We start from the raw sequence: 25,905 nt of genomic DNA on the forward strand, positions 1-25,905 counted from the left end.
ATGGGCGCGGGCGCCCGTCGATCAAGCCGTCGGCTCAAGGGATCCGCATGTCGTGCAGGACCCTGTCATGGAAACCCTTCACCGGCCCGGCATGGACCAGCTCCATCTCGTCCAGCACCGTCCCCATGGTGAGGGAGGCCGCCCGAAGATGCTGGGCGATCTGCAGAACCCGGTCGATGCAATCGGCCGCATGGAAGGCGCGGCCCTCGGCGGTGGAATCGTCGGGCAGGACCGCGCGGGCGCGCTCGACCTCGGCGCGGAGGTCCCCCGCATCGTCGAGTTCGCCGAGCGCCCAGCCGGTCGAGACCGCCATGATCGGCAGGAGGTGGTCGCCGAGCAGCATCTCTCCGGTGAAGCCGGCATCCGGCATCGCCGCGTTATGGAAGTGGTGGGCCATCGCCGCCAGGAACACCGTCGCCGGGTCCGCCCGATAGAACGGGGCGAGGCAGACGCCGTAGACCGCGACCATCAGGCAATGCTCGGCGTGGTTCTCCGGCGGCTCCAGCAGGATGCGCGGCCTGCCGGGGCAGGTGACGCCCGCCCGGGGCTGGGCGGCGAGCGCCCCGACGAAGCTCGGCACGAAGCCGGCCTCGGGCTCCTCGCCGGGGGTGAGCCGAGCGCGCAGCCGGTCGCGGAGGGCGGGATCGAGGGCGCCCGTCACCTCATCGAACCCCGCGCGCAGCACCGTCGCCGCCTCGGCCTCCGAGAGGCCGGCGGCGGTGAGAAAGGCGGCGTCGAGATCGGTGAGGCGGGTGGCGGCGAGCGCCGTCGCGGTGATGTCGAGGGCGACATCCTCCGCGCTGGCCCCGCCCGTCAGCATCGACCAGCCCTGCGCGAACAGGCGCTCGGCGATGGTGCCCTGGCGCCCGGCGGACCGGACGCGCTTGAGGTCGTTGAGCTCGACGAACAGCTCACGCAACTCGGCGGGTGCGCTGGCGCCCGCCGCTGTCTCGCTTGGCATCAGTGTACGCCGAGCCAGTCGAGGAGCATCTTCTCCTGCTTGCCGAAGGCGTGCTCCGGCCCGTGGCCGTTCTTGACCATCGGCGCCTTGAAGAAGGTCGAGAGCTGCTCCTGCACGCCGCCGTCGCCGCGCTTCTTGGCGAGGTCGAGGACGCGGGCGATCTCGATCACGAGCGGAGCGGCCAGGATCGAGTCCTTGCAGAGGAAGTTCACCTTCACCTGCATCCGCTGGCCCATGAAGCCGGTGATGTCGATGTTGTCCCAGGCTTCCTTGTCGTCACCGCGCGGGCGGTAATAGTGGATGTGCACGAGGTGGTCCTCGACCGGGTAGCCGAGGATCGAATCGAGCACCGTGCCCTTGGTGTTGAGCTTCGACTGCAGCGAGTTCGGATCGTTGAGGGCGAGGCCGTCGCGGTTGCCGAGGATGTTGGTGGAGAACCAGCCATCGACGTGGAGGGCGCGGGCCTTGAAGGCGGGGGCGAGCACCGTCTTCATCATGGTCTGGCCGGTCTTGCCGTCCTTGCCCGCCACCGGGACGTTGAGGTCCTTGGCGAGTTCGAGGAGGGCCGGCACGTCGGCGGCGACCGACGGGGTGAAGTTGGCGTAGGGGATGCCGCTCTTGATCGCCGCATAGGCGTAGAGCATCGCGGGCGAGATCGCCTCGTCGCTCGAATCCAGCCCCTTCTCGAAGGCGGCGGTGGAGTTCAGCGTCGGGTCGGAGAGGTCGGGCCAGCGCTCGGTGGAGGCGAGGTTCACCACCACGACCTCATCGAGGTTGCTCTCCTTCTTGAAGCGGTTCAGGTCGTTGGCGATGACCGAGACCGCCTCGCGGTGGTCCTTGGCGACGATGCGGTTCTGGCCGTCGATGTTCTTGCAGAACTTCGCGCTGCCGACCGCCGGCCACGGTACGATGCCCTTGAGCACCTGGGCGCCGTTCTCGATGTCCTCCCGCGACAGCACGCCGTGACCGGCGGCGGCGGAGGCGAGGTCGTCGCTGTTCAGGTCCCAGCCGCCGAAGACGAGGTCCTTGTAATCGGCCATCCCCGCGACCGGAACGCCTGCGAGCGGCAGACCATCGAGCCGGTTCGAACCGGACTTGATCATCTCGATGCCGGCGATGGCGGTGGTGGCGACGGCGCCCCCCATGCCAACGATGGCGACGCCGACGCGGCGACCGGGCTGCATGCTCATGGGAAACTGGTGTCCTTGTGAGGACGCATGACGCGTCCGGGATGGAAGGTCGAACCTCCGGCGCCCGGGTTGCGGGCCCTACCCAACTGGTCCCTGCGTTCTTCGTTCCAAGACCGGCTGCGACATCTTGCGACTGTCACAGGCCTGCGCCGCCCCGAATCCCGCCCTGCGGGGCGCCTTCCGACGGTGAACGCGCGGAAGGGCCTGCCACGGTCCAATCATCTGACCGTCCCATTCTGGTCACGGCCGGCGCCGATAGAGCCCGCCGCCCGACGCCACCCGGCCGCCAGAGCCGGGGCCTTCGGGGGAATGCACAGAACAAGAGGACCTAAGGATGGGGGTTTTCCCGGAGCCGGCGCGTTGCACCGACGACGTGGGCGGACTCATGCTCGCGACGACCACGCGCACCCGGCGGCAGGGCCGCTCCCGTGCGACCTGCGCCCTCGCGCTCGGCCTGCTGGCCGGTTTCGGCCTTCCGCAGGCGGCCATCGCGCCGGCCTTCTTCGTCCCGGCCGCCCAGGCCCATGACCGGATCGAGTCCAGCCCGAAGACCGAGACCGCCCTCATCGCCGCCCCGCCGACCGAGGCCCGCTCCGCCTGGAACGGCCTGCCCCTGCCGGAGCAGGATCCGCCGACCACGGACCTCATCGCGGACAACCTCGCCACCCTGCCGCATGTGACGCAGGAAGACGGCGAGGGCGCGGTGCGCTTCGGCCAGCGCAGCGTCCCGCTGAAGGTGGTCGACACCATCGTGAAGGCCTCCGAGGAGGCCGGCGTCGATCCCGTCTACATGATGGCGCTCGCCGACAAGGAATCCAGCTTCGACACCGACGCGAAGGCGGCGACCTCCTCCGCGCAGGGCCTGTTCCAGTTCGTGAAGGCGACCTGGCTGGAATTGATCCGCGATTTCGGTGCCCGCCACGGCCTCACCGAGGAGGCGGCCTCCGTGAAGGGCAGCGGCCCGGCCATCACCGTCGCCGGGGGCATGAAGGACCACGTCCTCTCCCTGCGCAACGACCCCCGCGTCGCCGCCCTGATGGCGGCCGAATTGATCAAGCGCGACCGCGACCGGATCGAGGCCCGCGTCGGCCGTCCGCTCTCGACCACCGAGATGTACCTCGCCCATTTCCTCGGCACGGCGAGCGCGGGGCGGTTCGTCTCCCTGTCGAGCGAGAAGCCCGACGAGACCGCCGCCAAGGCGTTCCGCTCGGCGGCGAAGGCGAACCGCAGCCTGTTCACCCAGAAGGAGGGCGGCAAGCGCCGCCACCTGACCATCGCCGAGTTCCAGAGCCGCATCGAGGACATGATCGATGCCCGCCTCGCCCGCTACCGGGGCGTGACAGCGGTGGCCGCCGCCGTCGATACTGGGACCCAGCCGGAGACCGAACCCTCCGCGCCGCGCCGCATCGAAGTGACCGAAGCCCTCCCGCCCGACGCGGAGTAACCGGGCCGACGCAGACTGGGGCAGGAACGCCCCGGCACGCGCCGCGTTTGGGGGGCGAACGGTGGAGCTTGCTCGCGACGCCGCAGCCCCCTCGCCGGAGCACGTCACACCATGACAGGCGGTCCCTCTCTCGATCCAAGGTCCACCACGCCGACGGGCGTTCCCCTCGTCGGGGCCGCCCGCCTCGACGCCATGAGCGCGTCGCTCGCCCGCAACTGGTGGCTCATCGCCCTGCGCGGGGTGGTCAGCATCCTGTTCGGCGCCGTCGCCTTCGCGGCGCCGGCCGCCTTCGTGCTCTCCCTCGTCCTGTTCTTTGCCGCCTACATGCTGGTGGACGGCATCTTCACCATCGTCGGGGCGATCCGCGCCGCGCAGAAGCACGAGCGCTGGGGCTTCCTGCTGGTCGAAGGCCTCGTGGACATCGTCGTCGGCGTGGCCGCCTTCCTCGTGCCGGCGGCGGCGGTCTGGGCCTTCGTGCTGCTGCTCGCCGCCTGGGCCTTCGTGACCGGCGCCCTGATGATCGCCGCCGCCTTCCGGCTGCACCTGCATTACGGGCGGTGGTGGCTCCTGCTCGGCGGGATCGTCTCCGTGCTGTTCGGCTTCGCCCTGGTGATCGAGCCCGGCATGTCGGCCCTGGTGCTGACGTGGTGGCTCGGCGCCTATGCCATCGCCTTCGGTGTGATGCTGGTGATCCTCGGCGTCAGCCTGCGCAGCCGCCACGCCTCCGCGACCGTGCTGCCGCGCAGGCCGTGAACGACGGCCCTCACCCGGACCCATCGCCCCCCGGGGGCAAATCGCCCGACACCCGCGCCGCCGGGCGCGAGGTGCTCGGCGCGGCCGCTGCCCTCGGGCGCAGCCTTGGCATCTTCGCCGGACGGGCCGGGGGCGGCGCCTACCGGGCGGCCCGCTCCGGCCTGGAGGGGGCCGTCGCAGCGCGTCGCCGCCGCCGGGAGGCGCGGCCCGCGCCCGAGCCGCGACCGGCGGCGACGGGCCGGCTCGCCAGCCTCCGCGCCATGTCGTCCGGCAGGCCGGCGCTCGCGGTCGCGGGGGCGGTCGTCCTGCTGCCGATGGCGGCGCTCGGACTCTACGTTCTCGCCGCGCTCGTGAGCCTGCCGCCGCTCGGGAGCGGCGCGGCGGCGCCGGCCCAGCGCGCCGTGACGGTGGAGGCCGACAACGGCAAGGTCTTCGCCACCCGCGGCAGCTTCCGGGGCCAGAGGCTCACCCAGGCCGACCTGCCGCCGCACCTCGCCCAGGCGATCGTCGCCATCGAGGACCGGCGCTTCTACCAGCATTGGGGGATCGACCTGCGCGGCCTCGCGCGCGCCGCGTGGCGCAACCTGCGCGGCGGAGGCGTGCGCGAGGGCGGCTCGACCATCACGCAGCAATATGTCCGCCTCGTCACCCTGAACCAGGAGAAGTCGCTCTGGCGCAAGACGCAGGAGGCGCTGCTGGCGCTCCGCGCCGAGGCGACCATGAGCAAGGACGAGATCCTGCTCGGCTATCTCGATGCCGCCTATTTCGGCGCGGGCGCCTATGGCGCGGATGCCGCCGCGCGGCGCTATTTCGGCAAGCCGGCCAAGGCCCTGACCCTGCCCGAGGCGGCGATGCTCGCGGGCCTCGTCCGCGCGCCGTCGCAACTCGCCCCGACGCGCAACCTCGGCGGCGCCAAGGAGCGCGCCGACGTGGTGCTCCAGGCCATGGTCGAGACCGGGGCCATCACCGCGAAGGAGGCGGATGCCGCCCGCCGCCAGAGCGTGACCCTGAAGACACCGCCCGAGGCGCCGCCGGGCTCGAACTACTTCCTCGACATGATCGCCCCGGACCTGAAGCGTCTGGCGGGCAGCGACGGCGACATCACCGTCCGCTCGACCCTGAACCTCGACCTTCAGAGCCTCGCCGAGGCGGCCGTGGCCAAGCGCCTCGACAAGGACGGCGCCCGCCGCAAGGTCGGGCAGGCGGCGATGGTGGTGCTGTCGAAGGAGGGCGCGATCCTCGCCCTCGTCGGCGGGCGCGACTACGAGGACAGCCAGTTCAACCGCGCGGTGCAGGCGAAGCGCCAGCCCGGCTCGCTGTTCAAGATGCTCACCTACCTCACCGCTTACGAGAAGGGTTTCTCGCCCGAGTCGGTGCTGGTCGACCGCCCCGTCCGCATCGGCGATTGGGAGCCGGAGAACGACGACAACAGGTACCGGGGGCCGGTGCCCCTGCGCACCGCCTTCGCCCTGTCGATCAACACCGTGGCCGCCCAGCTCGGCCAGGAGGTCGGCATTCCGGCGATCATCGCCACGGCGAAGCGGCTCGGCATCCAGTCCGACCTGCCGGCCGTGCCGAGCCTCGTCCTCGGCTCCGGCGCGGTGAGCCTCCTGGAGATGACCCGCGCCTTCGGCTCGGTGCTCGCCGGGCGCACGCCGCTGGACACCTACGCTGTCAACGCGATCCGGGGCGGCGATCCGAAGCCGGTCTACGTGCGCGCCGACCCCGCCGATACGGCGAGCCTGCCCGTCGAGCCGCGCACGATGATGCTCGATTCGCTCCAGGCGGTGGTCGAATCGGGCACCGGCCGCGCGGCGCGGGTGACGGGCCAGATCGTCGGCGGCAAGACCGGCACCAGCCAGGATTTTCGCGATGCGTGGTTCGTCGGCATGACGCCGGACCTCGTGGTCGGCGTCTGGGTCGGCAACGACGACGACAGCCCCATGAACAAGATGTTCGGCGGCGAGATGCCGGCGGGGATCTTCCACGATTTCGTGCAGCGGGCCTCGGCGCTCATCGCCAAGGGCAAGGCGCGGGCGCCCGTCTCCGCCGCGCGGGCCGAGGCCGTGCCCGCCGCGCAGGTCGCCCCGCCGCCCTCCGGCACGTCGGACGAGGTCCGGGGCGTGCCGAGCGTCATCGACACCGCCACCCTTTCGTTCCGGGGTCGTGCCGTGCGGCTCCTCGGCGTCGAGGGCCAGGGGGGGCATCTCGCCCGGCAACTGGCCGCCTATCTGCGGCGGCGCGAGGTGGTCTGCGCGGGCGGCGGCGCGGAGGGTGCCCGCTGCACCCTCGACGGGGCCGACCTCGCCGGGCTCATCGTGGCGGCGGGCGGCGCCCGCGCCCGCGAGGACGCCCCGCCCGACCTCCTCGACGCGGAGGACCAGGCGCGGGCCGAACGCGTGGGGCTGTGGGGACGCTAGTCTTCGAGCTTTCCGAGCGTCTTCGCATCCTCCTGCCCGCCGTAGAACCGCGCGAGGGCGTCCCGGAACAGCGCCTCCCCCAGCGCGGCCCGGGCGAACAGGGTCAGGCAGGAGCGGAACTTCATGTCGTCCGGGCTCCCGAACACCGCGTGCGCCGAGCCCGGCGCCGCCAGCGCGGCCTGCGTGCACTCCCGCAGGCGGGCGCCGAGGACGGGATGGGCGAGATAGGCCCGCGCCTCGTCGAGGGAGGCGATGGCGTAGCGCTGCGCCATGGGGCTCGACCCGAGCCCCGCGATCTGCGGGAACACGAACCACATCCAGTGGCTGCGCTTCCGCCCCGCCCGCAACTCGGCGAGGGCCTGCTCCACTGTGCCGGCCTGGGCCTCCACGAAGCGTGAGAGGGCGAAGGGATCCTGATCGGACGGGTCCATGGCGGCTCCTGCCGGTTGCGTGATGCGCGGCTCGCCAACAAAAAACCCCCGGCTCTCACCGGGGGTTCGTCCGTCCAGCGGGGATGCCGCTTACTTGATGAGGGCGAGGAGCGCCTTGCCGGCCTTGGAGTTCAGCTCCTTGGCGTCGAGGGTGCCGTCACCGTCCGGGTCGGCCATCTTGAAGCGCTCACCGACGGCGGCGAGGTATTCCTTCTTGTCGAGGGTGCCGTCGGAATCCGGATCGGCGGTCTTCACGCCGGCCTTGCTCAGGCGGCCCTTCAGCTCCTTGGCGTCGAGGGTGCCGTCCGAATCCTTCTCGAGGCGGTCGAACGTGGCGGAGGCGACGGCCTCGACTTCCTTCATATCGACGGTGCCGTCGTTGTCGGTGTCGATCATCTTGACGGCGCCGGCGCCGCCCATCGGCTTGGCCATGGCGGACGGCGCTGCAAAACCAGCTGCCAGGAGCGCCACGGCGGCGAAACCACTGATGGTGCGAAGGGTCATTGCCACTTTCTCCCGAAAATAGATGCGTGAGTGTCCTAGTGCGCGGACCAACATAACGCAAGTGCGAAAAGTGGCCTCGGGTTGCGGCGTGACTACAAAAACGCGAAAGGGGCCGGTGAGTACCGGCCCCTTCAAGTCCTGGCGGCTGGATCAGTATTCGTAGCTGCGGCGATAGGCGCGACGCTCGTCCCTATAGCGCTCCTGGCGGTAGTAGGAGCGGCGCTCGGCCTCCCGGTCGCGGCGATACTCCTCGCGCTGGAAATCCCGCTCGCGCTGGCCGCGAGACCGCAGGTCGATGCTGGGGCCGCCCGGCCCGATATCGATCCGCTGGGCGACGGCCGGAGCCGCGCTGGCGATCGAGGCTACGACGATCGCACCGGCTAGCAGTGTCTTCATAAGTTCCTCCTTCGCGTGTCGCGACTCAACACGAGTTCGCGAAGGAGGTTCCGATGTTCGATTGTCTTCAGGCGAGCGTGGTCAGATCCTGGAACCAGTGCTGCGCCTGGACATACTGCTTCACACGGCTCGACAGCGCATGCGCATTGGTGTCGTGCACCACCCAAACTTGCACCGCGTCGTTCACCGCGATTTCGTGGATGCGGGCGAGGAGTTTGTCCTGCTCGGCGGGGTCGAGGCTGGCCTTCACCTTGTCGCAGAGGCCATCGACTTCCGGGTTGCGGTAATGGCTCCAGTTCACGCCGTTGGGTGAGATCTGCTTCGAATCATAGAAGCGCAGGATCGCGTAGAACGGGTCGGAGGTGACGTAGGCGATGTTCTCGGCCGCGACGCCCTTCAGGCTCGGATCCGCCGCGCCCTGCCGCCACGCGGTGTAGGCGACCTCCAGCTCCACCACCTTGAACTCGGCCTGGATGCCGACCTCCGCCCAGCTCTGCTGCACGAATTCGTTGATCGGCAGGGAGAGCATCTGCCCGGTGCCGCCGCTCGGGATGAGGATCGTCGTCTTGAGCGGGTTCTTCACCGAATAGCCCGCCTCCTCCACGAGCTTGCGGGCCTGATCGACGTCGGTCTTGATCGCGAAATCCGGCTTGCCGAACCACGGGCTCGACTTCTGCACCTGCCCGGCGGCCGGGGTGGCGAGCCCGCCCATCAGCTGCACGACGCCGTCGCGGTCGATGGCGAGGTTCGCCGCCTTGCGCAGGCGCAGGTCGCGCCAGGGCGAGCCCTCCAGCATGGAGAGGTGGTAGTTCCAGACATGGGGCGTGTCGTTGCCGACGATGCGCATCCCCGCCCCCTTGAGGCGCGGCACGGCATCGGGCGCGGGCGATTCGATGAGATCGACATTGCCCGAGAGCAGGGCGTTCACCCGCGCCAGATCCTCCGGCACGCAGGTCAGGGTGAGCTTCGACAGCTTCGGAATCCGCTTCGGATTCCAGTAGGCCGCGTTGGGCACCATCTCCAGGCTGACGCGCGGCAGGAGCTTCATCAGCTTGAACGGCCCGGTGCCCGAGGGCTCGAAGGCGAACTTCGCCCAGTCCCGGCCGACCTTCTCGTATTGCGCGGGCGAGGAGATCAGGAACCACAGCATCTGGTAGGGGAACAGGCTGTCGACGGCCTTCGTCGTCACCTGCACCGTCATCGGATCGAGCTTCTTGTAGGACGCCACGCCCGGAAGGCGCGGGCGGACCTGCGCCGCCTGGCGCTGGTCGAAATGCGGTGCCTCCTTGTTCAGCACCTTGTCGAAGTTCCAGATCACCGCGTCGGCGTCGAAGGCCGAGCCGTCGTGGAACTTCACCCCGTCGCGCAGGCGGAAGATCCAGTTCTTCCGGTCGGCGGGGTCGCTCTCCCAGGAGGTGGCGAGCCCCGGCACCATCTTGCCGGGCCGGTCGGCCACGTCGAGTTCCCAGGCGACCAGCGGATCGTAGAGGGTGAGGCCGGTGAACTGGTAGCCGCCCGCGCCCCTGTCCGGCTGGCCGGTGGTCAGCGGCAGGTCGGTCATCGAGATGCCGTAGGTCAGGGTCCCCGGTTCGCTCGCGGCCTGTGCTCGGCCGGCGGTGCCGAGGGCGGCGAGCGCCGCGCCTCCGGCCATGAGGGAGCGGCGTGTCGGCACGACGAAGGTCATCAGTTTCCCGGCTCGGACGCGGCTGGCGTCGCCGCGCCCGGTATCTTGCATACATCGTGCCGTATGCTTGGCCGGAGGGATCAGACCTGCCAGACCTCGCCGGGCCGCAGGGCGAGGAAGGTCTCCGGCGCCAGGCCGGACGCGGCGAGGGCGGCGGCGAGGTCTTCCGCCGGGCGCTCGACGCCCTCGTCGGTCAGTTGGAACGTGCCCCAATGGTGGCCGAGCGCCTGCTCCGCGCCGAGGATGCGGGCGATCTCCACCGCCTCGGCGGGATCGACATGCTGAGGCCCCATGAACCAGCGCGGCTCGTAGGCGCCGATGGGCAGGGTGGCGAGGCGCGGCGATCCGAATCGGGTGCGCACCGCCTGGAAGATCGACCCGTCGCCGAGGCCGGTATCGCCGACATGGTAGTGGAAGCCCTGCGGCGACAGGATCGCGAAGGCGCACCACAGCGCCATGCGGCGGTCGTTGATCCCCCGCGCCGACCAGTGGTTGGCGGGCGTCAGGTGGATGGACAGCCCGTCGCCGAGGTCGACCGACTCGCCCCAGTCGCGGGTCTCCACATGCATCGTGTCGTCGTAGCCGCGCAGGATGGCATCGTTGCCGAGCGGCGCCACCATGAGGGGTTGGTGCGCCTGCCAGATCCGCGCGAGGTTCGGCCCGTCGAGATGGTCGTAATGGTTGTGGGTGATGAGCACCGCATCGATGGGCGGCAGGTCGGCCAGGGCGATGCCCGGCGGGTTCACCCGCTTCGGCCCGGCGAAGCGCACGGGGCTCGCCCGCTTGGCGAAGACCGGATCGATCAGGATGTTACGGCCGGCGACCTGCACGAGGTAGCTCGCGTGGCCGATGAGCACGACGCGCAGGCCAGCCACCCGCTCCGGCGGCCGGTCGGCCGGGAACGGGCTCGGGACGCTCTTCGGCCAGGGCGTGCGGCGGCGCTGGGCCTGCCAGCGGGCGACGTCCTTCAGGCCACGGTCGGTGTCGACCCCCGGCAGGAAGAAGCGCTTCCCGTCGAAATGGTCCGAGACCGGCCCGGAATAATAGGGGTTCGCGTTGCGGCGGTGGGCGGCATAGCCGACGCCGCCGAGGGTCATGACCGTGGCCGCGCTCGCGACCGTCAGCAGGCTGCGCCGTTTCATGCTTCAGGAGATGGCCGCCGCGCCGCGCCGGTCAAGCGCGACGCGATAGCGGATCAGCCCTCGATGATCTCCGTCGCCAGGGAAAGACGCACCCGGTAGACCACCTTGCCCACGGCATCGCGGACACCCGCCACGTAATCCTGGCGCTCCACGTCGGGGAGCATGTCGCGGGCGATGGCCGACATGATGCGGACCACCTTGGCGCGTGCCGCCGGCAGATCGGGCAGGTCGAAGCCGACCTCGTCCTTGATGGGCTGAATGCCGTCGTGCAGATCGATGTAATAGCGGGGCATTGGGCAACGTGTCTCGGGGCGACGAACCGTCCGCGAGACTACGTAAATCATGGTTAACAGGAGCTTTCCGCGCACGGTATCCGGCGGGTCACGAGCGCCAGCGCAGCTCCCGCCGCTCCAGCGGATTGACGAAGGGACGCCCGGCTAGGCCCGATTCCAGCGCCTCCCGCTTCAGCCGGAAATACCATTGCGAGGGCAGGTCGCCCTGGCCGAACAGGACCATGGTCGGCTTGCGGTCGAGCCCCTTCTGCGCATCCTGCAGAACCCGCTGATCCTGGCCGAGGAACTGGCGCATCAGCGGCCGGGCGACGGGCTTCAGCAGGTTGAGGGCCGGCATGCTCCAATAGAGCGCGTTGGTCAGCATGGTCCGGTGGGGCGAGAGCGGCGTGGCGTAAGTGTAGTTCGCCACCCGGCGCGTGCCCGCGCGGATCCGCTCCAGCCGCACGCCCGGCAGGCGGAACTCGATCTCCACATCCGGCACGCCGCCCAGGAGCTTGTAGACCGGCGAACTCGTCGTGGTCGCGTGGCTCGCCATGGTGAAGCCGTGCATCACCGGCTCGAAGATCTTCACCTTCTCGCGCAGCTGCTTCGAGGGGCGGAACCACCACGTATCGTGGACGAAGGCGACATGGCCCGGATCCACGAGGCTGAGCACCGTGAGGTCGAAGGAGGCCTCGACCTCCAACTCCACCACGAGGCTGCCGGCCGGCTCGAAATCCAGGGAGGGCAGTTCGGGCGGCGCGCCGAGGGCCGGGCCGAGATGCGGGTTCACCCAGAGGAAGCCCGCGCTCTCGCGGATCGGGAAGGGCTGCACCCGGATGCGGGAGAAGTCGGCGGCGTCGTGCTCGGACAGGGTCGGCACGTCGCGGCAGCCGCCATCCGTGCCGAAGCGCCAGCCGTGGAACGGGCACATCAGGGTCTGCCCGTCGAAGGGCCCCTTGGACAGGGCCATGCCCCGGTGCGGGCAGCGGTCCCGCAGGGCGAAGAGCGCCCCATCCTTGTCGCGACCGACCACCATCTGCTCGCCGTTCAGGGCGACGGCGCGGACCTGTCCGCCCCCGACGCTGTCGGCCCGGCCGACGCAGTACCACGCGCTCGGCAGCGGCTGGCGCATCGCATCCGGATCGAGGGCCGCCTCGTCGGCGGGGCGGGGCGGAGGAACCTGGACGTTCACGGGCGGGATCGCGGTGAAGGGATCGGAAGGTCTTGCGGCCTCCGGGCCGTCTTACTCCCTTCCGCACCTCCGGCAAAAGCGAGGGCGAAGCGACGCAGCCCCCCGCCCTTCACAAGCCGGCTTCGGCCACCTAACTTCCTCCCACCCGCAACTCACGAAAGGAGGTGATCCAGTGTCTCATTGTCATCAGCCGACCGTCTCGGCTTCCCGGACCTGGACCTTCGCCTCCGGCGCGTCGCACTAAGCGCGTCTGAGACTCGAATACGGATCAGTTCCGCCGGACTGTCGGTTCGGCAATGGAAGGGCCATCCCGGAAACGGGGTGGCCCTTCGCCGTTTCAGGACGTCGCGTCAGGCCTTGACCGACTGGAACAGCGGCTTGGCCAGGGCCTCGGCCCGCGCCCGCCACAGGTCCCGGTCCTCGCGATAGCCATCCCGCTCGGCCGTCAGGGCGTCCCGCTCCGCGTGGAAGGCGGCGTACTCGGCCTGAACGGCCTCCTGCTCGGCCCGCAACTCCTCGAGCGAGGCCATCTCCTGCGCGATGTGCTCACGCAACTCGCGGATCTGTGCGGCCAGCGCGCTCTGGAGGGCATCCTGCCGGTCGTGCTCGACCTGCAGCTTCGCCTTCAGCATCAGGTTCTCCGCCATCAGTTCGGAGATGTCGGCATCCTCGGCCTGCTCGGGGGCCGTGGGCTGCGTCAGGCGCGGCCCGCCGGGGCTGTTGTCGGCGGCCGGCGCCTGGAGCGGGCCGTTCGCCTCGGACTCGTAGCGCTGCAGGGCGTTGAGCCAGTCCCGCAGCGGTGCCGGAGCCGCCTGGTTGTCGTCCTCGTAGGCCGGAAACGCGCGGGCGGGTTCAGACATCGGCATGCGTCCTGGGAATCATTCCCCTTCACCCAAGCCGAACATGCTTAACGAGCGGTAAAGAGCCGCAGGCCCCCTGCCGCCGCCCCATTCATCGCGGGCGAGGGAAAAATTGACTTTTCTCCGTTCGGCCGCTACGCCCCGCGCTCCCGATCCTGAGATGATCGCGTCACGACCCGCCGACCGGCCCGCGAGGCCGGAGGTCAACGCCCGACAGCGCGTCTGCGCCCTCGGGCGCGATGGGTGTTGGGCGAACTCCCGAAGGCGGGCCGGGTGGCGGAGGCTTGCACCGCATGGTGGCCGAGAGACACGTGCTGAAGATCGAGGACGCGGTGAACGACGCCTGCCCGTGGTCGGGTAAGCCGATTTCGGCCGACTCGCTCACGCTCTACAACGGCGCCGTCGTGGGCTTCTGCAACCCCGAGTGCCGGGACAAGTTCGCCCGCGCGATCCAGAGCTTCGAGGCGTCGCTGCAGGCCCGCCGGGTCTCGCGCGCCGGGCTCGAGCAGTAACGGGCCCGGCATGTTCGAAGGACTTTCCGACCGGCTCTCCGGCATCCTCTCCGGCCTCACCCGCCGGGGCGCGCTGACCGAGGCCGACGTCACCGCCGCCATGCGCGAGGTGCGCCGGGCCCTGCTGGAAGCCGACGTCGCCCTCGAAGTGGTGCGCGGCTTCACCGACCGGGTCCGCGACAAGGCGGTCGGCGCCACGGTGCTGAAGTCGGTCACGCCGGGCCAGATGGTGGTCAAGCTCGTCAACGACGAGCTGGTGGCCATGCTCGGCACCGATGCCGAGGTGATCAGCCTGAACGCCCCCGCCCCCGTGCCGATCCTGATGGTCGGCCTGCAGGGCTCGGGCAAGACCACCACCACCGCCAAGATTGCCCGCCGCCTCAGCGAGCGCGAGCGCCGCAAGGTGCTGCTCGCTTCCCTCGACACCCGCCGCCCGGCCGCCATGGAGCAGTTGGCGGTGCTGGCGAAACAGGTCGGCGTCGAGAGCCTGCCCATCGTCGCCGGCCAGTCGGCGGTGCAGATCGCCCGCCGGGCGATGGAGGCCGCGCGGCTGGGCGGCTTCGACGTGGTGATGCTCGACACCGCCGGCCGCACCACGGTCGATGAGGCCCTGATGGTCGAGGCCGCCGACGTGAAGGCGGCCACGAACCCGCACGAGGTCCTCCTCGTCGCCGACGCCCTGACCGGCCAGGACGCGGTGAACACCGCCCGCGCCTTCGATCAGCGCCTCGGAGTGACGGGCATCGTGCTGACCCGCATGGACGGCGATTCGCGCGGTGGCGCGGCGCTGTCGATGCGCGCCGTCACCGGCAAGCCGATCAAGCTCGTCGGCACGGGCGAGAAGGTCGATGCGCTGGAGGAATTCCACCCGGCGCGGGTGGCCAACCGCATCCTCGGCATGGGCGACATCGTCTCGCTGGTCGAGAAGGCCGCCGAGACCATCGACCACGAGCAGGCGCTCCGCACCGCGGAGAAGATGCGCAAGGGCAAGTTCGATCTGGAGGACCTGTCCATGCAGCTCGCCCAGATGGAGCGGATGGGCGGCATCGGCGGCCTGATGGGGATGCTGCCCGGCATGGGGCAGATCAAGAAGCAGGTCGAGGGCGCCAACCTCGACGAGAAGATGTTCAAGCGCCAGCGGGCGATCATCTCCTCGATGACCGCGCAGGAGCGCAAGAACCCCGACCTCCTCAAGAACAGCCGCAAGAAGCGCATCGCGGCGGGTTCGGGGGTGGACGTCTCGGAGATCAACAAGCTCCTGAAGATGCACCGGACCATGGCCGACATGATGAAGGCGATGGGCTCGGGCAAGCGCGGCATCGGCCAGGCGCTCGGCTCGATGTTCGGGCTCGGCGGCGGCGGCGGGATGCCGGGGGGCATGCCCGGCCTGCCGCCGGGGATGCCGGAGCCGACGCCTGAGCAGATCGCCGCCCTGGAGAAGCAGTTCGGGGGCAAGCTGCCGCCGATGCCGCCAGGTCTCGGCGGCGGCGGGATGCCGAAGTTGCCGGGCCTCGGGGGCCCGAAGCTCCCCGGCCTCGGCGGCCTGCCGTTCGGGAAAAAGAAATGACGATCCTTTCCGCTCAAGGCGTCGATCCCGAGCTGGCGCGCCTGCGCGACAGCATCGACAATTTCGATGCCGCCCTGATCCATCTGCTCGCCGAGCGCTTCCGCTGCACCCAGCGGGTCGGCGAGCTGAAGGCCCGCAAGGGGATTCCCCCTTCCGATCCGGACCGGGAGGCCCGTCAGGTCGCCCGGCTCCGCACACTCGCGGTCGACGCCAAGCTCGACCCCGATTTCGCCGAGAAGTTTCTGGCGTTCGTCGTCAAGGAAGTCATCCGGCACCACCAGACGATCGCGGCCGAGCACGGCGCCACGGTCGACAACCAGAACTAGGAACACACCATGTCGCTCAAGATCCGTCTCACCCGCGGCGGCGCCAAGAAGCGCCCCTACTACCGCATCGTCGTCGCCGACGCCCGCTCGCCGCGCGATGGCCGCTTCATCGACAAGGTCGGCGCCTACGATCCGATGAAGGCCAAGGACGATCCGGCCCGCGTCGTGCTCGACAACGAGAAGATCCAGAGCTGGCTCGCCAAGGGCGCGCAGCCGACCGACCGCGTCCTGCGCTTCCTCGACGCCGCCGGCCTTGCCAAGCGTCCGACCCGCAACAACCCGCAGAAGGCCGAGCCGGGCGAGAAGTCCAAGGAGCGGGCCGCCAAGCGCGCCGAGAAGGCCGCCGCCCCCGCCGAAGACGCCGCCGCGTAAGGCACCCGCTGGTGACGCGCCGCCCCGCTGGTCCCCATTCCCGCGACGGCGCTCGCCGCGCCCGACCTCCGGCCCTCGCGCCGGAGGTCGCGACCTCGGCCAAGCCCCCCGCTCCGAAGCCGCCGCCGGCCGCCGTCGATCCGGATCTCGTCCTGATGGGCGAGTTCGGGCGGGCGCACGGCCTCAACGGTGAGGTGCGGCTGAAGTCGTACACGGCCGAGCCGCTAGACATCGCCGGCTACGGCCCCCTGACGACCGCCGACGGGCGGGCGCTGGCCCTCGCCGAGGTCCGCCTCGCCCCGGGCGCATCGGCCGACATGCTGATCGCCCGCGTCCAGGGCGTCTCCGGCCGCACCGCCGCCGAGGCCCTGAACCGCCTCGCGATCTATGTCCCCCGCGCCCGCCTTGGCACGCCGGAGGACAATGACGAAGTCTTCACCACCGACCTGATCGGCGCCAGCGCCGTCGATGCCACGGGGACCGTCGTCGCGACGGTGGTCGCGGTGCCGAATTACGGCGGCGGCGATCTCTTGGAACTGCGCCCGGCCGCCGGCGGGGCGACGGCGCTCCTGCCCTTCACCAAGGCGTTCGTGCCCGATCTCGACGTGTCGGCGAAGCGGATCACCGTCGCGCTGCCCGAGGATTTCTTCGAGGCGCCGGGACCGAAGCCCGCCGACGATCCGGGCTGAACCACTCGAACGGGGCGATTGAAATTCAGGGCCTGGGGATTTATCCTCAGGGTGGAGCCGGGGAAAGCGCTACCTCGCCTCGGCTCCTTTGCTCTATGGCTAGCAGAGCTTCAGTGCCAGCGTGATGGTCACAGACCACGCGCTGGCATTTTTACTCACGGTGACGGTGAGTATCGGTATCCCGAGCACACGAATCACCTCCTCTCCGATCGATCTCCTCACCCGTGTGGGGGCGACGGCCGATCAGCTCCGCCGCAAGCCCCGTAGCGGGGGCCTTCGGATCGGAGAGGCGCCTCAAGCGTGGCCGTTATCACCTCCGGCGTGACGGCGCTCAAGCAACGGTGCGTTGATTCGTACGGCCGCCCTCATCGCGCCGTCGCTCCATCCCGGCACGGGCGAATCGCCTCCGGCTTCGGCCTCGCCTCCGGCGCGGGGGCCTCGAAGACGGCGAGGTAGGTGCCGTCGGGCATCGGGTGGAAGCCGGTCTCGCGGTAGCCCACCGCCGCCAACTCGCAGCGCAGGAGGGCGGGCGGCGTGCCATGGCGCGAGGGGATGTCGTCCGCGTCGAGGATGCCGACGCGACCGCCCGGACGCATCGCGGGGGCGAGGTTGTAGAGCAGGCCGAAGGGCTGCGTGATCTCGTGGTACATGTGGACCAGCACCACCGCATCGACGGAGGTCGGCGGCAGGCGCGGGTCGTGCGGCTCGCCCTTCACGACCGTGACGTTGCCGAGCCCCTTCACCCGCCGCTCCAGGGCGGCGAGGTAGGACGGCGTCACATCCTCCGCGAGGACCTTCCCCGAGGGCCCGACGCGCGGGCTCAGCCGCACGACGTAATAGCCGCTGCCCGCCCCGATATCGGCCACCGTCTCGCCGGGGGCGATCCGCATGGCCTTGGCGACCTGTTCGAACTCGCCCACCTTGTCGCGCTGGGCCTCGGCCGTCCATTGCGGCGCGACGATCTCGGCGACGGGGCGATCCGGTTTTGAAAAGGCCTCGGCCGGGGCGCCGGGAGGCGCCAGCGGTTGCGCGGCCCAGGCCGGCACGGTGAGGGCGAGGGAGAGAAGAAGCGAGAGGCGCAGCATGCCCGACAACCGCCGAGCCCCCCAGCCGGTGCCGGCCGCGTTGACCGTGCCGCACCGGACGCGCGATGGAGCGCCATGACGCGCGCGGACATGCCCTGGCGGGCCACGATCCTCACCCTCTACCCGGAGATGTTCCCCGGCCCCCTCGGCGTGTCGCTCTCCGGCGATGCGCTCGCGCGGGGCGAGTGGAGCCTGGAGGCGCGCAACATCCGCGAGCACGGGCTCGGCCGGCACCGGAACGTGGACGACACACCCTCCGGCGGCGGGGCGGGCATGGTCCTGCGCTGCGACGTGCTCGCCGCCGCCATCGATGCCGCCGCGCCGCAGGAGGATCCGCGACCGCGCCTGCTCATGTCCCCCCGGGGCCGCCCGCTGCGCCAGAAGCGGGTGCGCGAACTCGCGGCGGGGCCGGGCGTGGTTGTGGTCTGCGGTCGGTTCGAGGGGGTGGACGAGCGGGTGATCGCGGGACGCGACCTCGAAGAGGTGTCGATCGGCGATTACGTGCTCTCGGGCGGCGAGATCGCGGCGATCACCGTGCTCGATGCCTGCGTGCGCCTGCTGCCCGGCGTCATGGGCAAGGTGGAGTCGGGCGTGGAGGAAAGCTTCGAGGGCGGGCTCCTCGAATACCCGCACTACACCCGCCCGCGGGAATGGGAGGGCCGCGCCATCCCGGACATCCTGAACGGCGGCAACCACGGTGCCATCGCCAAGTGGCGGCGGGCCGAGGCCGAGCGAATCACCGCCGAGCGGCGGCCCGATCTGCTGGCGGGGAAGAAACCTTGAACGGCCTCAGGCGGGCTTGAGGTCGAGGACCGGCCCGTCCGCATCGACGACGAGGGGGTCGAATTCGAGCACCTGCACCTGCGGGCGCTCCATCAGGTCGCCCTTCCGGCTGCGCGGCAGCAGGGCAATCACGATAGCGAACAGAACCGTAAAGGCCGCGACGATCGCGGCATCTTCATAGGACATCGGCGCACCCGGAACACAACGCGGTACGCCGTCCAGGCTAATCGGCCGATCTTAATCGCCCGTTCCGTGCCCCGGAACGTGATCGTCCCGGCGCGGATCGCGCTTGCAACCGGCCAAGTTTGAGCGCATCCGCGTCGGCGGGACACTCCTCCCCAACGAGGAGCGCCCATCTGCAAGGATGGATCATCATGAGTGCTCGACCCACCACGCGCCCGCGCGTGAACCACTTCTCGTCCGGTCCCTGCGCCAAGCGCCCCGGCTGGACCCCGCAGGCCCTGGCCGACGCCGCCCTCGGCCGCTCGCACCGCTCCCCCCTCGGCAAGGCCAAGCTCTCGCAGGCGATCGACCTGACCCGCGAGATCCTGCAGGTGCCGGCCGATTACCGGATCGGCATCGTCCCGGCCTCGGATACCGGCGCCGTCGAGATGGCGATGTGGACCATGCTCGGCTGCCGCCCGGTGACGGTCGCCGCCTGGGAGGCCTTCGGCAAGGAGTGGGTCACGGACGCACTCAAGCAGCTCAAGATCGAGCCGACGATCCACCAGACGCCCTACGGCGTGCTGCCGGACCTCGCCTCCATCGACACGAAGACCCATGACGTCGTCTTCACCTGGAACGGCACCGCCGCCGGGGTGAAGGTGCCGGACGGCGCGTGGATCGCCGCCGACCGCGAGGGGCTGACGATCTGCGACGCCACCTCGGCCGCGTTCGCGCAAGACCTGCCGTGGGACAAGCTCGATGTCGTCACCTTCTCCTGGCAGAAGGTGATGGGCGGCGAGGCCGCGCACGGGATGCTGATCCTCTCGCCCCGCGCCGTGGCGCGGCTGGAGAGCTACACCCCATCCTGGCCGCTGCCGAAGGTGTTCCGCCTCACCAAGGGCGGCAAGCTCATCGAGGGCATCTTCAAGGGCGACACGATCAACACGCCCTCCATGCTCGCGGTCGAGGATTACCTCGACACGCTGAACTGGGCGCAGCGGATCGGCGGCCTGCCGGCCCTGCACGCCCGCGCCGACGCCAACGCGGCGGCGATCTATGCCTGGGTCGACCGCACTCCGTGGGTCGCGCCGCTGGCCGTCGATCCGGCGACGCGCTCCAACACGGGCGTCTGCCTCGTGATCGCCGACCCGGACGTGCTGGCCAAGGGCGACGAGGCCGTGGCCGCCCTCGCCAAGAGCATCGCCGCGCGGCTGGAGAAGGAGGGCGTCGCCCTGGACATCGCGGCCTATCGCGATGCCCCCGCCGGCCTTCGCATCTGGTGCGGCGCCACCGTGGAGACCGCCGACGTCGAGGCGCTGCTTCCGTGGCTCGATTGGGCCTTCGCGCAGGAGAAGGCGGCCCTCACCCAGGCTGCCTGAGGCGCCACGCCTCCCCCCGCTTCGTGCATCCCTCCCCGGTGACGGGGAGGGACGGTGCCCTCTCGCCTGACGCCGCCCTGCGGCGCCGGAGGCCCCCTCATGCCCGCACAGATTTCACAACCGAAGCGTGTCCTCGTCTCCGATGCCCTCTCCGAGGCGGCGATCCGCATCTTCCGGGACCGCGGCATCGCCGTCGATTTCCGGCCCGACCTCGGCAAGGACCGCGACGCGCTGATCCGCGAGATCGGCGCCTATGACGGCCTCGCCATCCGCTCGACCACCAAGGTGACGCCGAAGGTGCTGGAGGCCGCGACCCGGCTGAAGGTCATCGGCCGGGCCGGCATCGGCGTCGACAACGTCGATGTCGCCGCCGCGACGGCCAAGGGCGTGATCGTGATGAACACGCCCCACGGCAACGCGATCACCACCGCCGAGCACGCCATCGCGATGATGTTCGCGCTGGCCCGCCAGATCCCGCAGGCCGACGCCTCGACGCAGGCCGGGCAGTGGGAGAAGAACCGCTTCCTCGGCATCGAGCTTACCGCCAAGACGCTGGGCGTGGTCGGCTGCGGCAACATCGGCGCCATCGTCGCGGAGCGCGGCATCGGCCTGAGGATGAAGGTGATCGCCTACGATCCGTTCCTCTCGGCGGAACGGGCGGTGGCGCTCGGCGTCGAGAAGGTCGAACTCGACGATCTCCTCGCCCGCGCCGACGTCATCACCCTGCACGTCCCCCTCACCGAGAAGACGCGCAATATCCTCTCGGCCGAGGCTCTGGCGCGGACGAAGCCTGGCGTCCGCATCGTCAACTGCGCCCGTGGCGGCCTTTTGGACGAGGCGGCCCTGCGCGCCGCCCTGGATTCCGGCCATGTGGCGGGGGCGGCCCTCGACGTGTTCGCCGTCGAGCCGGCGAGGGAGAACCCGCTCTTCGGGCATCCGAACGTGATCTGCACACCGCATCTCGGCGCCTCGACGGCGGAGGCGCAGGAGAACGTGGCGCTGCAGGTGGCGGAGCAGATCTCGGCCTACCTCACGGACGGGGCCATCGCCAACGCGGTGAACGTCCCCGCCATCACCGCCGACGAGGCGCCGCGCCTGCGGCCCTTCGTGGAACTCGCCGAGAAGCTCGGCTCGTTCCTCGGGCAGCTCACGGAGGCGCCCGTCACCGGCATCCGCGTGATCTACGAGGGCGCGGTCGCGGAGATGAACACCCGCGCGCTCACGGCGGCGGCGGTGACGGGGGTGCTGCGCGCCTTCCGCTCCGACGTGAACATGATCTCGGCCCCCGCCTTGGCGCACGAGCACGGGATCGTGGTGGACGAGGTGCGCCGGGGCGGCGCCCACAGCAACTTCGAATCGGTCGTGCGGATCACCGTCGAGGCGAAGGACATGCCCCGCGACGCGGCAGGCACCGTCTTCCAGGACGGCAAGCCGCGGGTGATCGAGATCCGCGGCATCGCCATGGATGCGGGCTTCGCGCCGCACATGCTGTTCGTGCGCAACGACGACAAGCCGGGCTTCATCGGGCGCTTCGGCAGCCTGCTCGGGGAGGCCGGCATGAACGTCGCGACCTTCAACCTCGGCCGCGAGCGCGAGGGCGGCGACGCCATCGCCTTCGTCGCCGTGGACGGGCCGGTGACGGAGGACGTGCTGGCGCGGATCGCCGAGATCCCGCAGGTGAAGCGCGTGCGGGCCCTGCGGTTCTAGAAGGTCCCGGCGTTGGAAAACGAAAGGCGATTATATCGTTGACAAATACACCGGGCGGGAATAGGTTTCAAATCAAGGAGTTAGCCCAATGTCCGCCCTGTCCACAGCCTTCTTCCACGACGAAGCCGCCGCCTTCGCGAAGCTGGAAAGCCTGCTGTGGCCGGAAGGTCCGGTCTGCCCCCACTGCGGCGGCATGGGCCGGATCACCAACGTCAAGGGCGGTCGCATGGGCCTCCGTCGTTGCGGCGATTGCAAGAAGCAGTTCACGGTCACGGTCGGCACGGTCTTCGAGTCCAGCCATGTGAAGCTGCACCTGTGGCTTCAGGCGGCTCACCTTCTCGCGTCCAGCAAGAAGGGCTTCTCCGCGCATCAACTGCACCGGACGCTCGGCGTAACCTACAAAACCGCGTGGTTCATGTTCCACCGACTGCGCGAGGCGATGCGTGACGGCGCCCTTGCTCCGATGGGCGGCATGGACGGCCCGGCCGGCGGCGCTGGCATCGTGGAAGCCGACGAGACGTTCATCGGCCGCGAGCCCGGCATGCCGAAGAAGCGCGCCTACCACCACAAGATGAAGGTCTTGAGCCTCGTGGATCGCGACACGAAGCAGGTTCGCTCCGTCGTCGTGGACGATCTCAAGCCCGCCACCGTCATGCCGATCCTGGCCGAGAACATCGCCAAGGAAGCTAGCCTGTTCACCGATGAGGCCGGTCACTACCTCAAGCTCGGCGCGTCCTTCGCGTACCACCAGTACACGTCCCACGGTCGCGACGAATACGTGCGCGGCATCGTCCACACGAACACCGTTGAGGGCTACTTCTCCGTGTTCAAGCGCGGCATGAAGGGCGTCTACCAGCACTGCGGCAAGCAGCACCTGCACCGCTACCTCGCGGAGTTCGACTTCCGGTACAACAATCGGGTGAAGCTGGGTGTGGACGATGTGCAACGGACAGACGCAGCGCTAAAAGGCGTTTCTGGCAAACGACTTAAGTACCGGCCAGTTGTGTAATAAAGCTTGAAATTCTGGTGGGTTGCGCTATGTTTTGAATGTCGGGGATGCGGCGAATGCATCAGGGGGCGAAAGCCCCCACCCGACGGCTAGCGGCGCCATGTAGCTTTCGGGAACTTGACCAAACCGAAGCCGTCGATGACCCCTTTGGGGCTCGCTCTGAAAGCCGGCGTTAGCATATCTGCAAATCTTGTATCACCAGAGTTGAAGGCTCGCCCGACTGCTCCCGCGACCATATCAGCAAGCTGTATTCCCACACTATGGTGCGACGGTGTTAGAAATACTGTTTCTATAAAGCTTTCGTAGTTACTAACGAACATACTATCATTATCTACTAGTCTGTGGTGTTTTATTCTAAACGTTTCGTCCTGTTTCTTTCCTCTGTGGTCTGCGACAATAATGCCATTTTGGCGGTCGCCTACGGTTCTGCTAACATCTTGCAAGTAATATTGAAAACGCTCAGAAACTGGCTTGTATGTATGATGATATAAGTCTTCTTCCGAATTTACATATGCAGTTTCGTAAGCTGCTTCACAGCATGTAACGCAACAAACTATCCTTATACTTTTGCGCTTTGTGATTATAGCGTAAAGTTCTTCTCTGAAACTGTCCCTTCCATTTTGGTTTAAATGACCAACACTATTGTCTTTATCGTCGTTATCTGATCCAAAATAACGCCATTTTATTTCACCCGTTACACGGTACTGTGGTCGTGCTTTAAGTGCCGCCAATTCTTGCGAAATTCCGTGCCATTGCGCCTCGTGCATTATGACGCCGGCGATGACAAAGTGCCGGCGGTTCCCGATCTTGCCGGGCTTTGGCGGCGAACCGCTTTCGTCTACGAAGCAAAGGTGCATTCGCCATTTTCAGGCGCAACTCGTACAAAGAGTCAATACGACCGAGCTTTTCTTCTAATTATGGATCGCCGATGCCGACAGACACCCACGCCAAACCCAAGCCCGCCAAACTCGGCGCGGAAAAGCTTACCCCCGAGGAACAGCGCCGCCGGTTCATTGAAGCGGCACGGGAGGCCGGGGCGAGCGAGGATGAGGCCGCGTTTGATGTAGCGTTGAAGAAGATCGCGAAAGCGAAGGGGTCTTAACCCTCGTCGTCGTCCTCGGCCGTGTTGAGGGTGATGCGCCACATCCCCCTTGCTTGCCCTTCGCGCCACCAACCTTCAAGGATTGTGCTTTTAGGAAACTGGTGCAGCGTAGCCGTTCCCTCATGTGACGTCGCGTCTAGCTTAAAGTGGCCGGGAGCCAATGCCCGTCCTTGGTATTGGCGATACTGACCTTCATGCCGATAGGTCAGGACGATCTCATCACCGTCAATGCGGACATCAGTACGTTCTCCGTCTGCCTGACCGCTCTCATACCAGTTCTCAGTTCTGCAATTTCGCCAAAGAGGCATGGGCGGCTCCACAGAGTGATGGGCCATCATGCCTATGCGTTAGCTGCCCGGCAACTGCCGTATGTGCGAACGGTATAATCGCCAAACGAAAAGGCCCCGGCTCGCGAGAGCCGGGGCCTTTCTCGTCAGAGCCTATGGCTCAGTAGTTGTAGGCGCGCTCGCCGTGATCGGCGATGTCGAGGCCTTCGCGCTCCTCTTCCTGCGTGACGCGCAGGCCGATCGTCAGGTCGACGAGCTTGTAGAGGATCGCCGAGCCGATGCCCGACCACAGGAGGGTCAGGCCCACGGCCTCGGCCTGCACGATGACTTGGCTCATCATGTCGTAGGCGCCGACCGCCAGCTCACCGGGCTTCGACGTGTAGTCGGGGATGCCGACGCCGCCGAGGCTCGGATCGACCAGGATGCCGGTCGCCAGGGCGCCAAGGATGCCGCCGACGCAGTGGACGCCGAAGACGTCCAGGGAGTCGTCGTAGCCGAGCGCGTTCTTCACGGTCGAGCACATGATGAAGCAGACCACGCCGGCCACGAGGCCGAGCACGATCGAGCCCATCGGGCCGGCGAAGCCGGAGGCCGGGGTGACGGCCACGAGGCCGGCGATGGCACCCGAGACCATGCCGAGCAGCGACGGCTTGCCCTTGAGCGCCCACTCGGCGAACAGCCACGCCACCGCCGCGCCGCAGGTGGCGACGAAGGTGTTGAGCATGGCGAGCGCGGCGGTGCCGTTGGACTCGAGGTTGGAGCCGGCGTTGAAGCCGAACCAGCCGACCCACAGGAGCGAGGCGCCGATCATGGTCATGGTTAGCGAGTGCGGGGCCAGCAGGTCACGGCCGTAGCCGATCCGCTTGCCGAGCATCAGACAGCCCACGAAGCCCGCGATGCCCGCGTTGATGTGCACCACGGTGCCGCCGGCGAAGTCGAGGGCGCCCTTCTGGAAGAGGAAGCCCGCGTCCTTGTTGACGGCGTCGAGGGCGGCCTGGGCGCTGGCCTTGGAGGCCTCGTCCGTCGCGGCGGCGAGCGCCTTGGCGGCATTGCCTACCGCATCCGGCCCGCCCCAGTACCAAACCATGTGGGCCATCGGGAAGTAGATCAGCGTGATCCAGAGGATCATGAAGACCACCAGCGCCGAGAACTTCATGCGCTCGGCGAAGGAGCCGACGATCAGGGCGGGCGTGATCATCGCGAACGTCATCTGGAAGCAGATGTAGACGTATTCGGGGATCACGACGCCGTTGGAGAAGGTCGCCACCGTCGAGTTGGCATCGACGCCCTTCAGGAAGGCCTTCGAGAAGCCGCCGACGAAGTCGTTGATGCCGCCGCCGTTGGTGAAGGCGAGGCTGTAGCCGTAGAACACCCAGAGCAGGCCGGCGATCGCCACGATGGCGAAGACCTGCGTGAGGACCGAGAGCATGTTCTTGGTGCGGACGAGGCCGCCGTAGAACAGGGCGAGACCCGGCACGCTCATCATGAGCACGAGGGCCGCCGAGATCAGCATCCAGGCGGTGTCGCCCTTGTTCGGGATCGGCGACGGGGGCGGAGACGCGGCCTCAGGCGTGGGCGTCTGCGCGAGCGAGGGCTCGACCAAGAGAAGGGCGAGCGCCGCCCCTCCCAAGCCGAGCGTGAGGGCAGTACGGAGTTTCATGGGCACGAGG

Annotated in this window: 27 protein-coding genes; 13 read left to right on the plus strand and 14 right to left on the minus strand. The window is 68.8% G+C overall.

The window, feature by feature from the left end:
* Window positions 1–34: 34 nt before the first annotated feature.
* Window positions 35–961, minus strand: coding sequence for a hypothetical protein (locus tag ACXJ1Y_RS14585; protein WP_463846924.1), 927 nt, complete (start codon window positions 959–961; stop codon window positions 35–37).
* On the minus strand, window positions 961–2,151 hold the full coding sequence (locus ACXJ1Y_RS14590; RefSeq protein ID WP_463846925.1) for an inositol-3-phosphate synthase: 1,191 nt from the start codon (window positions 2,149–2,151) through the stop codon (window positions 961–963). Before ACXJ1Y_RS14590 ends, ACXJ1Y_RS14585 begins: the two co-directional genes overlap by 1 nt.
* Window positions 2,152–2,485: 334 nt before the next feature.
* Between ACXJ1Y_RS14590 and ACXJ1Y_RS14595 the strand changes: the two genes are divergently transcribed.
* The 3 genes from ACXJ1Y_RS14595 (at window position 2,486) to ACXJ1Y_RS14605 (ending at window position 6,768) form a co-directional block, all read left to right on the plus strand.
* Entirely contained in the window at window positions 2,486–3,595 is a 1,110-nt protein-coding gene (locus tag ACXJ1Y_RS14595; protein ID WP_463846926.1) for a transglycosylase SLT domain-containing protein, read from the plus strand.
* A gap of 111 nt (window positions 3,596–3,706) precedes the next feature.
* The gene (locus ACXJ1Y_RS14600) at window positions 3,707–4,348 is read left to right on the plus strand and encodes an HdeD family acid-resistance protein (protein ID WP_463846927.1); all 642 of its coding nucleotides are present in this window, start codon (window positions 3,707–3,709) and stop codon (window positions 4,346–4,348) included.
* A complete protein-coding gene (locus ACXJ1Y_RS14605; RefSeq protein WP_463846928.1) occupies window positions 4,345–6,768 on the plus strand; it encodes a PBP1A family penicillin-binding protein in 2,424 nt (807 codons plus the stop codon). The genes ACXJ1Y_RS14600 and ACXJ1Y_RS14605 overlap by 4 nt, the downstream gene beginning before the upstream one ends.
* On the opposite strand, the gene ACXJ1Y_RS14610 is transcribed toward ACXJ1Y_RS14605, so the two are convergent.
* From ACXJ1Y_RS14610 to ACXJ1Y_RS14645, 8 genes are all read right to left on the minus strand, one after another.
* Window positions 6,765–7,199, minus strand: coding sequence for a DUF1810 domain-containing protein (locus ACXJ1Y_RS14610; protein WP_463846929.1), 435 nt, complete (start codon window positions 7,197–7,199; stop codon window positions 6,765–6,767). The genes ACXJ1Y_RS14605 and ACXJ1Y_RS14610 overlap by 4 nt on opposite strands.
* 90 nt (window positions 7,200–7,289) lie before the next feature.
* Window positions 7,290–7,703 (minus strand): lanmodulin LanM, encoded by a 414-nt coding sequence (gene lanM / locus ACXJ1Y_RS14615; protein WP_463846930.1) that lies wholly within the window; start codon window positions 7,701–7,703, stop codon window positions 7,290–7,292.
* A gap of 150 nt (window positions 7,704–7,853) precedes the next feature.
* Window positions 7,854–8,099 (minus strand): hypothetical protein, encoded by a 246-nt coding sequence (locus ACXJ1Y_RS14620; RefSeq protein ID WP_463846931.1) that lies wholly within the window; start codon window positions 8,097–8,099, stop codon window positions 7,854–7,856.
* Between the two features lie 67 nt (window positions 8,100–8,166).
* Complete coding sequence (locus ACXJ1Y_RS14625; protein ID WP_463846932.1) at window positions 8,167–9,783, minus strand: ABC transporter substrate-binding protein; 1,617 nt, start codon at window positions 9,781–9,783, stop codon at window positions 8,167–8,169.
* Between the two features lie 80 nt (window positions 9,784–9,863).
* A complete protein-coding gene (locus tag ACXJ1Y_RS14630) occupies window positions 9,864–10,925 on the minus strand; it encodes an MBL fold metallo-hydrolase (protein WP_463846933.1) in 1,062 nt (353 codons plus the stop codon).
* A gap of 53 nt (window positions 10,926–10,978) precedes the next feature.
* Window positions 10,979–11,218, minus strand: a complete 240-nt coding sequence (locus ACXJ1Y_RS14635; RefSeq protein ID WP_243953720.1) for a DUF6894 family protein — start codon at window positions 11,216–11,218, stop codon at window positions 10,979–10,981.
* Window positions 11,219–11,306: 88 nt separating this feature from the next.
* The gene (locus tag ACXJ1Y_RS14640) at window positions 11,307–12,332 is read right to left on the minus strand and encodes a Rieske 2Fe-2S domain-containing protein (RefSeq protein ID WP_463850122.1); all 1,026 of its coding nucleotides are present in this window, start codon (window positions 12,330–12,332) and stop codon (window positions 11,307–11,309) included.
* Between the two features lie 410 nt (window positions 12,333–12,742).
* The gene (locus ACXJ1Y_RS14645) at window positions 12,743–13,252 is read right to left on the minus strand and encodes an ATPase (protein ID WP_463846934.1); all 510 of its coding nucleotides are present in this window, start codon (window positions 13,250–13,252) and stop codon (window positions 12,743–12,745) included.
* A gap of 293 nt (window positions 13,253–13,545) precedes the next feature.
* Here ACXJ1Y_RS14645 and ACXJ1Y_RS14650 point away from each other — a divergent pair, with 293 nt between their 5' ends.
* Genes ACXJ1Y_RS14650 through rimM form a run of 5 tightly spaced genes read left to right on the plus strand, consistent with a single transcriptional unit; the run spans window position 13,546 to window position 16,718 of the window.
* On the plus strand, window positions 13,546–13,764 hold the full coding sequence (locus ACXJ1Y_RS14650) for a glutathione S-transferase (RefSeq protein ID WP_243953718.1): 219 nt from the start codon (window positions 13,546–13,548) through the stop codon (window positions 13,762–13,764).
* Window positions 13,765–13,774: 10 nt separating this feature from the next.
* Window positions 13,775–15,331: a signal recognition particle protein gene (gene ffh, locus ACXJ1Y_RS14655; protein WP_463846935.1), complete on the plus strand. Its 1,557-nt coding sequence runs from the start codon at window positions 13,775–13,777 to the stop codon at window positions 15,329–15,331.
* A complete protein-coding gene (locus ACXJ1Y_RS14660; protein ID WP_342166087.1) occupies window positions 15,328–15,657 on the plus strand; it encodes a chorismate mutase in 330 nt (109 codons plus the stop codon). Before ffh ends, ACXJ1Y_RS14660 begins: the two co-directional genes overlap by 4 nt.
* A 9-nt stretch (window positions 15,658–15,666) precedes the next feature.
* Entirely contained in the window at window positions 15,667–16,029 is a 363-nt protein-coding gene (gene rpsP / locus ACXJ1Y_RS14665; protein ID WP_463846936.1) for a 30S ribosomal protein S16, read from the plus strand.
* A gap of 11 nt (window positions 16,030–16,040) precedes the next feature.
* Window positions 16,041–16,718, plus strand: a complete 678-nt coding sequence (gene rimM / locus ACXJ1Y_RS14670; protein ID WP_463846937.1) for a ribosome maturation factor RimM — start codon at window positions 16,041–16,043, stop codon at window positions 16,716–16,718.
* Between the two features lie 365 nt (window positions 16,719–17,083).
* Here the strand turns inward: rimM and ACXJ1Y_RS14675 are convergent, their stop codons facing one another.
* Window positions 17,084–17,803, minus strand: coding sequence for a class I SAM-dependent methyltransferase (locus tag ACXJ1Y_RS14675; RefSeq protein WP_463846938.1), 720 nt, complete (start codon window positions 17,801–17,803; stop codon window positions 17,084–17,086).
* 75 nt (window positions 17,804–17,878) lie between these two features.
* Between ACXJ1Y_RS14675 and trmD the strand changes: the two genes are divergently transcribed.
* Entirely contained in the window at window positions 17,879–18,586 is a 708-nt protein-coding gene (gene trmD / locus ACXJ1Y_RS14680; protein WP_463846939.1) for a tRNA (guanosine(37)-N1)-methyltransferase TrmD, read from the plus strand.
* Window positions 18,587–18,592: 6 nt separating this feature from the next.
* Here the strand turns inward: trmD and ACXJ1Y_RS14685 are convergent, their stop codons facing one another.
* Window positions 18,593–18,772, minus strand: a complete 180-nt coding sequence (locus ACXJ1Y_RS14685) for a hypothetical protein (protein ID WP_463846940.1) — start codon at window positions 18,770–18,772, stop codon at window positions 18,593–18,595.
* Between the two features lie 188 nt (window positions 18,773–18,960).
* Between ACXJ1Y_RS14685 and ACXJ1Y_RS14690 the strand changes: the two genes are divergently transcribed.
* The 3 genes from ACXJ1Y_RS14690 to ACXJ1Y_RS14700 all read left to right on the plus strand — a co-directional run bounded on the left by ACXJ1Y_RS14690 (window position 18,961) and on the right by ACXJ1Y_RS14700 (window position 22,846).
* Entirely contained in the window at window positions 18,961–20,130 is a 1,170-nt protein-coding gene (locus tag ACXJ1Y_RS14690) for a phosphoserine transaminase (RefSeq protein WP_463846941.1), read from the plus strand.
* A 99-nt stretch (window positions 20,131–20,229) separates the two neighbouring features.
* Window positions 20,230–21,837 carry a phosphoglycerate dehydrogenase gene (gene serA / locus ACXJ1Y_RS14695; RefSeq protein WP_463846942.1) on the plus strand — a complete coding sequence of 536 codons (1,608 nt, stop codon included), beginning with the start codon at window positions 20,230–20,232 and terminating at the stop codon, window positions 21,835–21,837.
* Window positions 21,838–21,925: 88 nt separating this feature from the next.
* The gene (locus tag ACXJ1Y_RS14700) at window positions 21,926–22,846 is read left to right on the plus strand and encodes an IS1595 family transposase (protein WP_463846943.1); all 921 of its coding nucleotides are present in this window, start codon (window positions 21,926–21,928) and stop codon (window positions 22,844–22,846) included.
* A gap of 89 nt (window positions 22,847–22,935) precedes the next feature.
* Here the strand turns inward: ACXJ1Y_RS14700 and ACXJ1Y_RS14705 are convergent, their stop codons facing one another.
* Window positions 22,936–23,703 carry a DUF3800 domain-containing protein gene (locus ACXJ1Y_RS14705; RefSeq protein ID WP_463846944.1) on the minus strand — a complete coding sequence of 256 codons (768 nt, stop codon included), beginning with the start codon at window positions 23,701–23,703 and terminating at the stop codon, window positions 22,936–22,938.
* 71 nt (window positions 23,704–23,774) lie between these two features.
* Here ACXJ1Y_RS14705 and ACXJ1Y_RS14710 point away from each other — a divergent pair, with 71 nt between their 5' ends.
* Complete coding sequence (locus ACXJ1Y_RS14710) at window positions 23,775–23,948, plus strand: hypothetical protein (protein ID WP_463846945.1); 174 nt, start codon at window positions 23,775–23,777, stop codon at window positions 23,946–23,948.
* Between the two features lie 447 nt (window positions 23,949–24,395).
* Here ACXJ1Y_RS14710 and ACXJ1Y_RS14715 read toward each other — a convergent pair whose 3' ends face one another.
* A complete protein-coding gene (locus ACXJ1Y_RS14715) occupies window positions 24,396–25,895 on the minus strand; it encodes an ammonium transporter (protein ID WP_463846946.1) in 1,500 nt (499 codons plus the stop codon).
* Window positions 25,896–25,905: the final 10 nt, after the last annotated feature.

This window comes from Methylobacterium sp. TK26, from assembly GCF_055361565.1.

Coding starts and splice junctions, on each gene's coding strand:
- ACXJ1Y_RS14690 (WP_463846941.1), top strand. CDS start 18,961: ATGAGTGCTCGACCCACCACGCGCCCGCGCGTGAACCACTTCTCGTCC.
- ACXJ1Y_RS14645 (WP_463846934.1), bottom strand. CDS start 13,252: ATGTCTGAACCCGCCCGCGCGTTTCCGGCCTACGAGGACGACAACCAG.
- ACXJ1Y_RS14640 (WP_463850122.1), bottom strand. CDS start 12,332: ATGCGCCAGCCGCTGCCGAGCGCGTGGTACTGCGTCGGCCGGGCCGAC.
- ACXJ1Y_RS14675 (WP_463846938.1), bottom strand. CDS start 17,803: ATGCTGCGCCTCTCGCTTCTTCTCTCCCTCGCCCTCACCGTGCCGGCC.
- ACXJ1Y_RS14585 (WP_463846924.1), bottom strand. CDS start 961: ATGCCAAGCGAGACAGCGGCGGGCGCCAGCGCACCCGCCGAGTTGCGT.
- ACXJ1Y_RS14635 (WP_243953720.1), bottom strand. CDS start 11,218: ATGCCCCGCTATTACATCGATCTGCACGACGGCATTCAGCCCATCAAG.
- ACXJ1Y_RS14630 (WP_463846933.1), bottom strand. CDS start 10,925: ATGAAACGGCGCAGCCTGCTGACGGTCGCGAGCGCGGCCACGGTCATG.
- ACXJ1Y_RS14610 (WP_463846929.1), bottom strand. CDS start 7,199: ATGGACCCGTCCGATCAGGATCCCTTCGCCCTCTCACGCTTCGTGGAG.
- rpsP (WP_463846936.1), top strand. CDS start 15,667: ATGTCGCTCAAGATCCGTCTCACCCGCGGCGGCGCCAAGAAGCGCCCC.
- ACXJ1Y_RS14715 (WP_463846946.1), bottom strand. CDS start 25,895: ATGAAACTCCGTACTGCCCTCACGCTCGGCTTGGGAGGGGCGGCGCTC.
- ACXJ1Y_RS14700 (WP_463846943.1), top strand. CDS start 21,926: ATGTCCGCCCTGTCCACAGCCTTCTTCCACGACGAAGCCGCCGCCTTC.
- ACXJ1Y_RS14705 (WP_463846944.1), bottom strand. CDS start 23,703: ATGCACCTTTGCTTCGTAGACGAAAGCGGTTCGCCGCCAAAGCCCGGC.
- ACXJ1Y_RS14710 (WP_463846945.1), top strand. CDS start 23,775: ATGCCGACAGACACCCACGCCAAACCCAAGCCCGCCAAACTCGGCGCG.
- ACXJ1Y_RS14620 (WP_463846931.1), bottom strand. CDS start 8,099: ATGAAGACACTGCTAGCCGGTGCGATCGTCGTAGCCTCGATCGCCAGC.
- lanM (WP_463846930.1), bottom strand. CDS start 7,703: ATGACCCTTCGCACCATCAGTGGTTTCGCCGCCGTGGCGCTCCTGGCA.
- ACXJ1Y_RS14625 (WP_463846932.1), bottom strand. CDS start 9,783: ATGACCTTCGTCGTGCCGACACGCCGCTCCCTCATGGCCGGAGGCGCG.
- ACXJ1Y_RS14595 (WP_463846926.1), top strand. CDS start 2,486: ATGGGGGTTTTCCCGGAGCCGGCGCGTTGCACCGACGACGTGGGCGGA.
- ACXJ1Y_RS14590 (WP_463846925.1), bottom strand. CDS start 2,151: ATGAGCATGCAGCCCGGTCGCCGCGTCGGCGTCGCCATCGTTGGCATG.
- serA (WP_463846942.1), top strand. CDS start 20,230: ATGCCCGCACAGATTTCACAACCGAAGCGTGTCCTCGTCTCCGATGCC.
- ffh (WP_463846935.1), top strand. CDS start 13,775: ATGTTCGAAGGACTTTCCGACCGGCTCTCCGGCATCCTCTCCGGCCTC.
- ACXJ1Y_RS14660 (WP_342166087.1), top strand. CDS start 15,328: ATGACGATCCTTTCCGCTCAAGGCGTCGATCCCGAGCTGGCGCGCCTG.
- trmD (WP_463846939.1), top strand. CDS start 17,879: ATGACGCGCGCGGACATGCCCTGGCGGGCCACGATCCTCACCCTCTAC.
- ACXJ1Y_RS14600 (WP_463846927.1), top strand. CDS start 3,707: ATGACAGGCGGTCCCTCTCTCGATCCAAGGTCCACCACGCCGACGGGC.
- ACXJ1Y_RS14685 (WP_463846940.1), bottom strand. CDS start 18,772: ATGTCCTATGAAGATGCCGCGATCGTCGCGGCCTTTACGGTTCTGTTC.
- ACXJ1Y_RS14650 (WP_243953718.1), top strand. CDS start 13,546: ATGGTGGCCGAGAGACACGTGCTGAAGATCGAGGACGCGGTGAACGAC.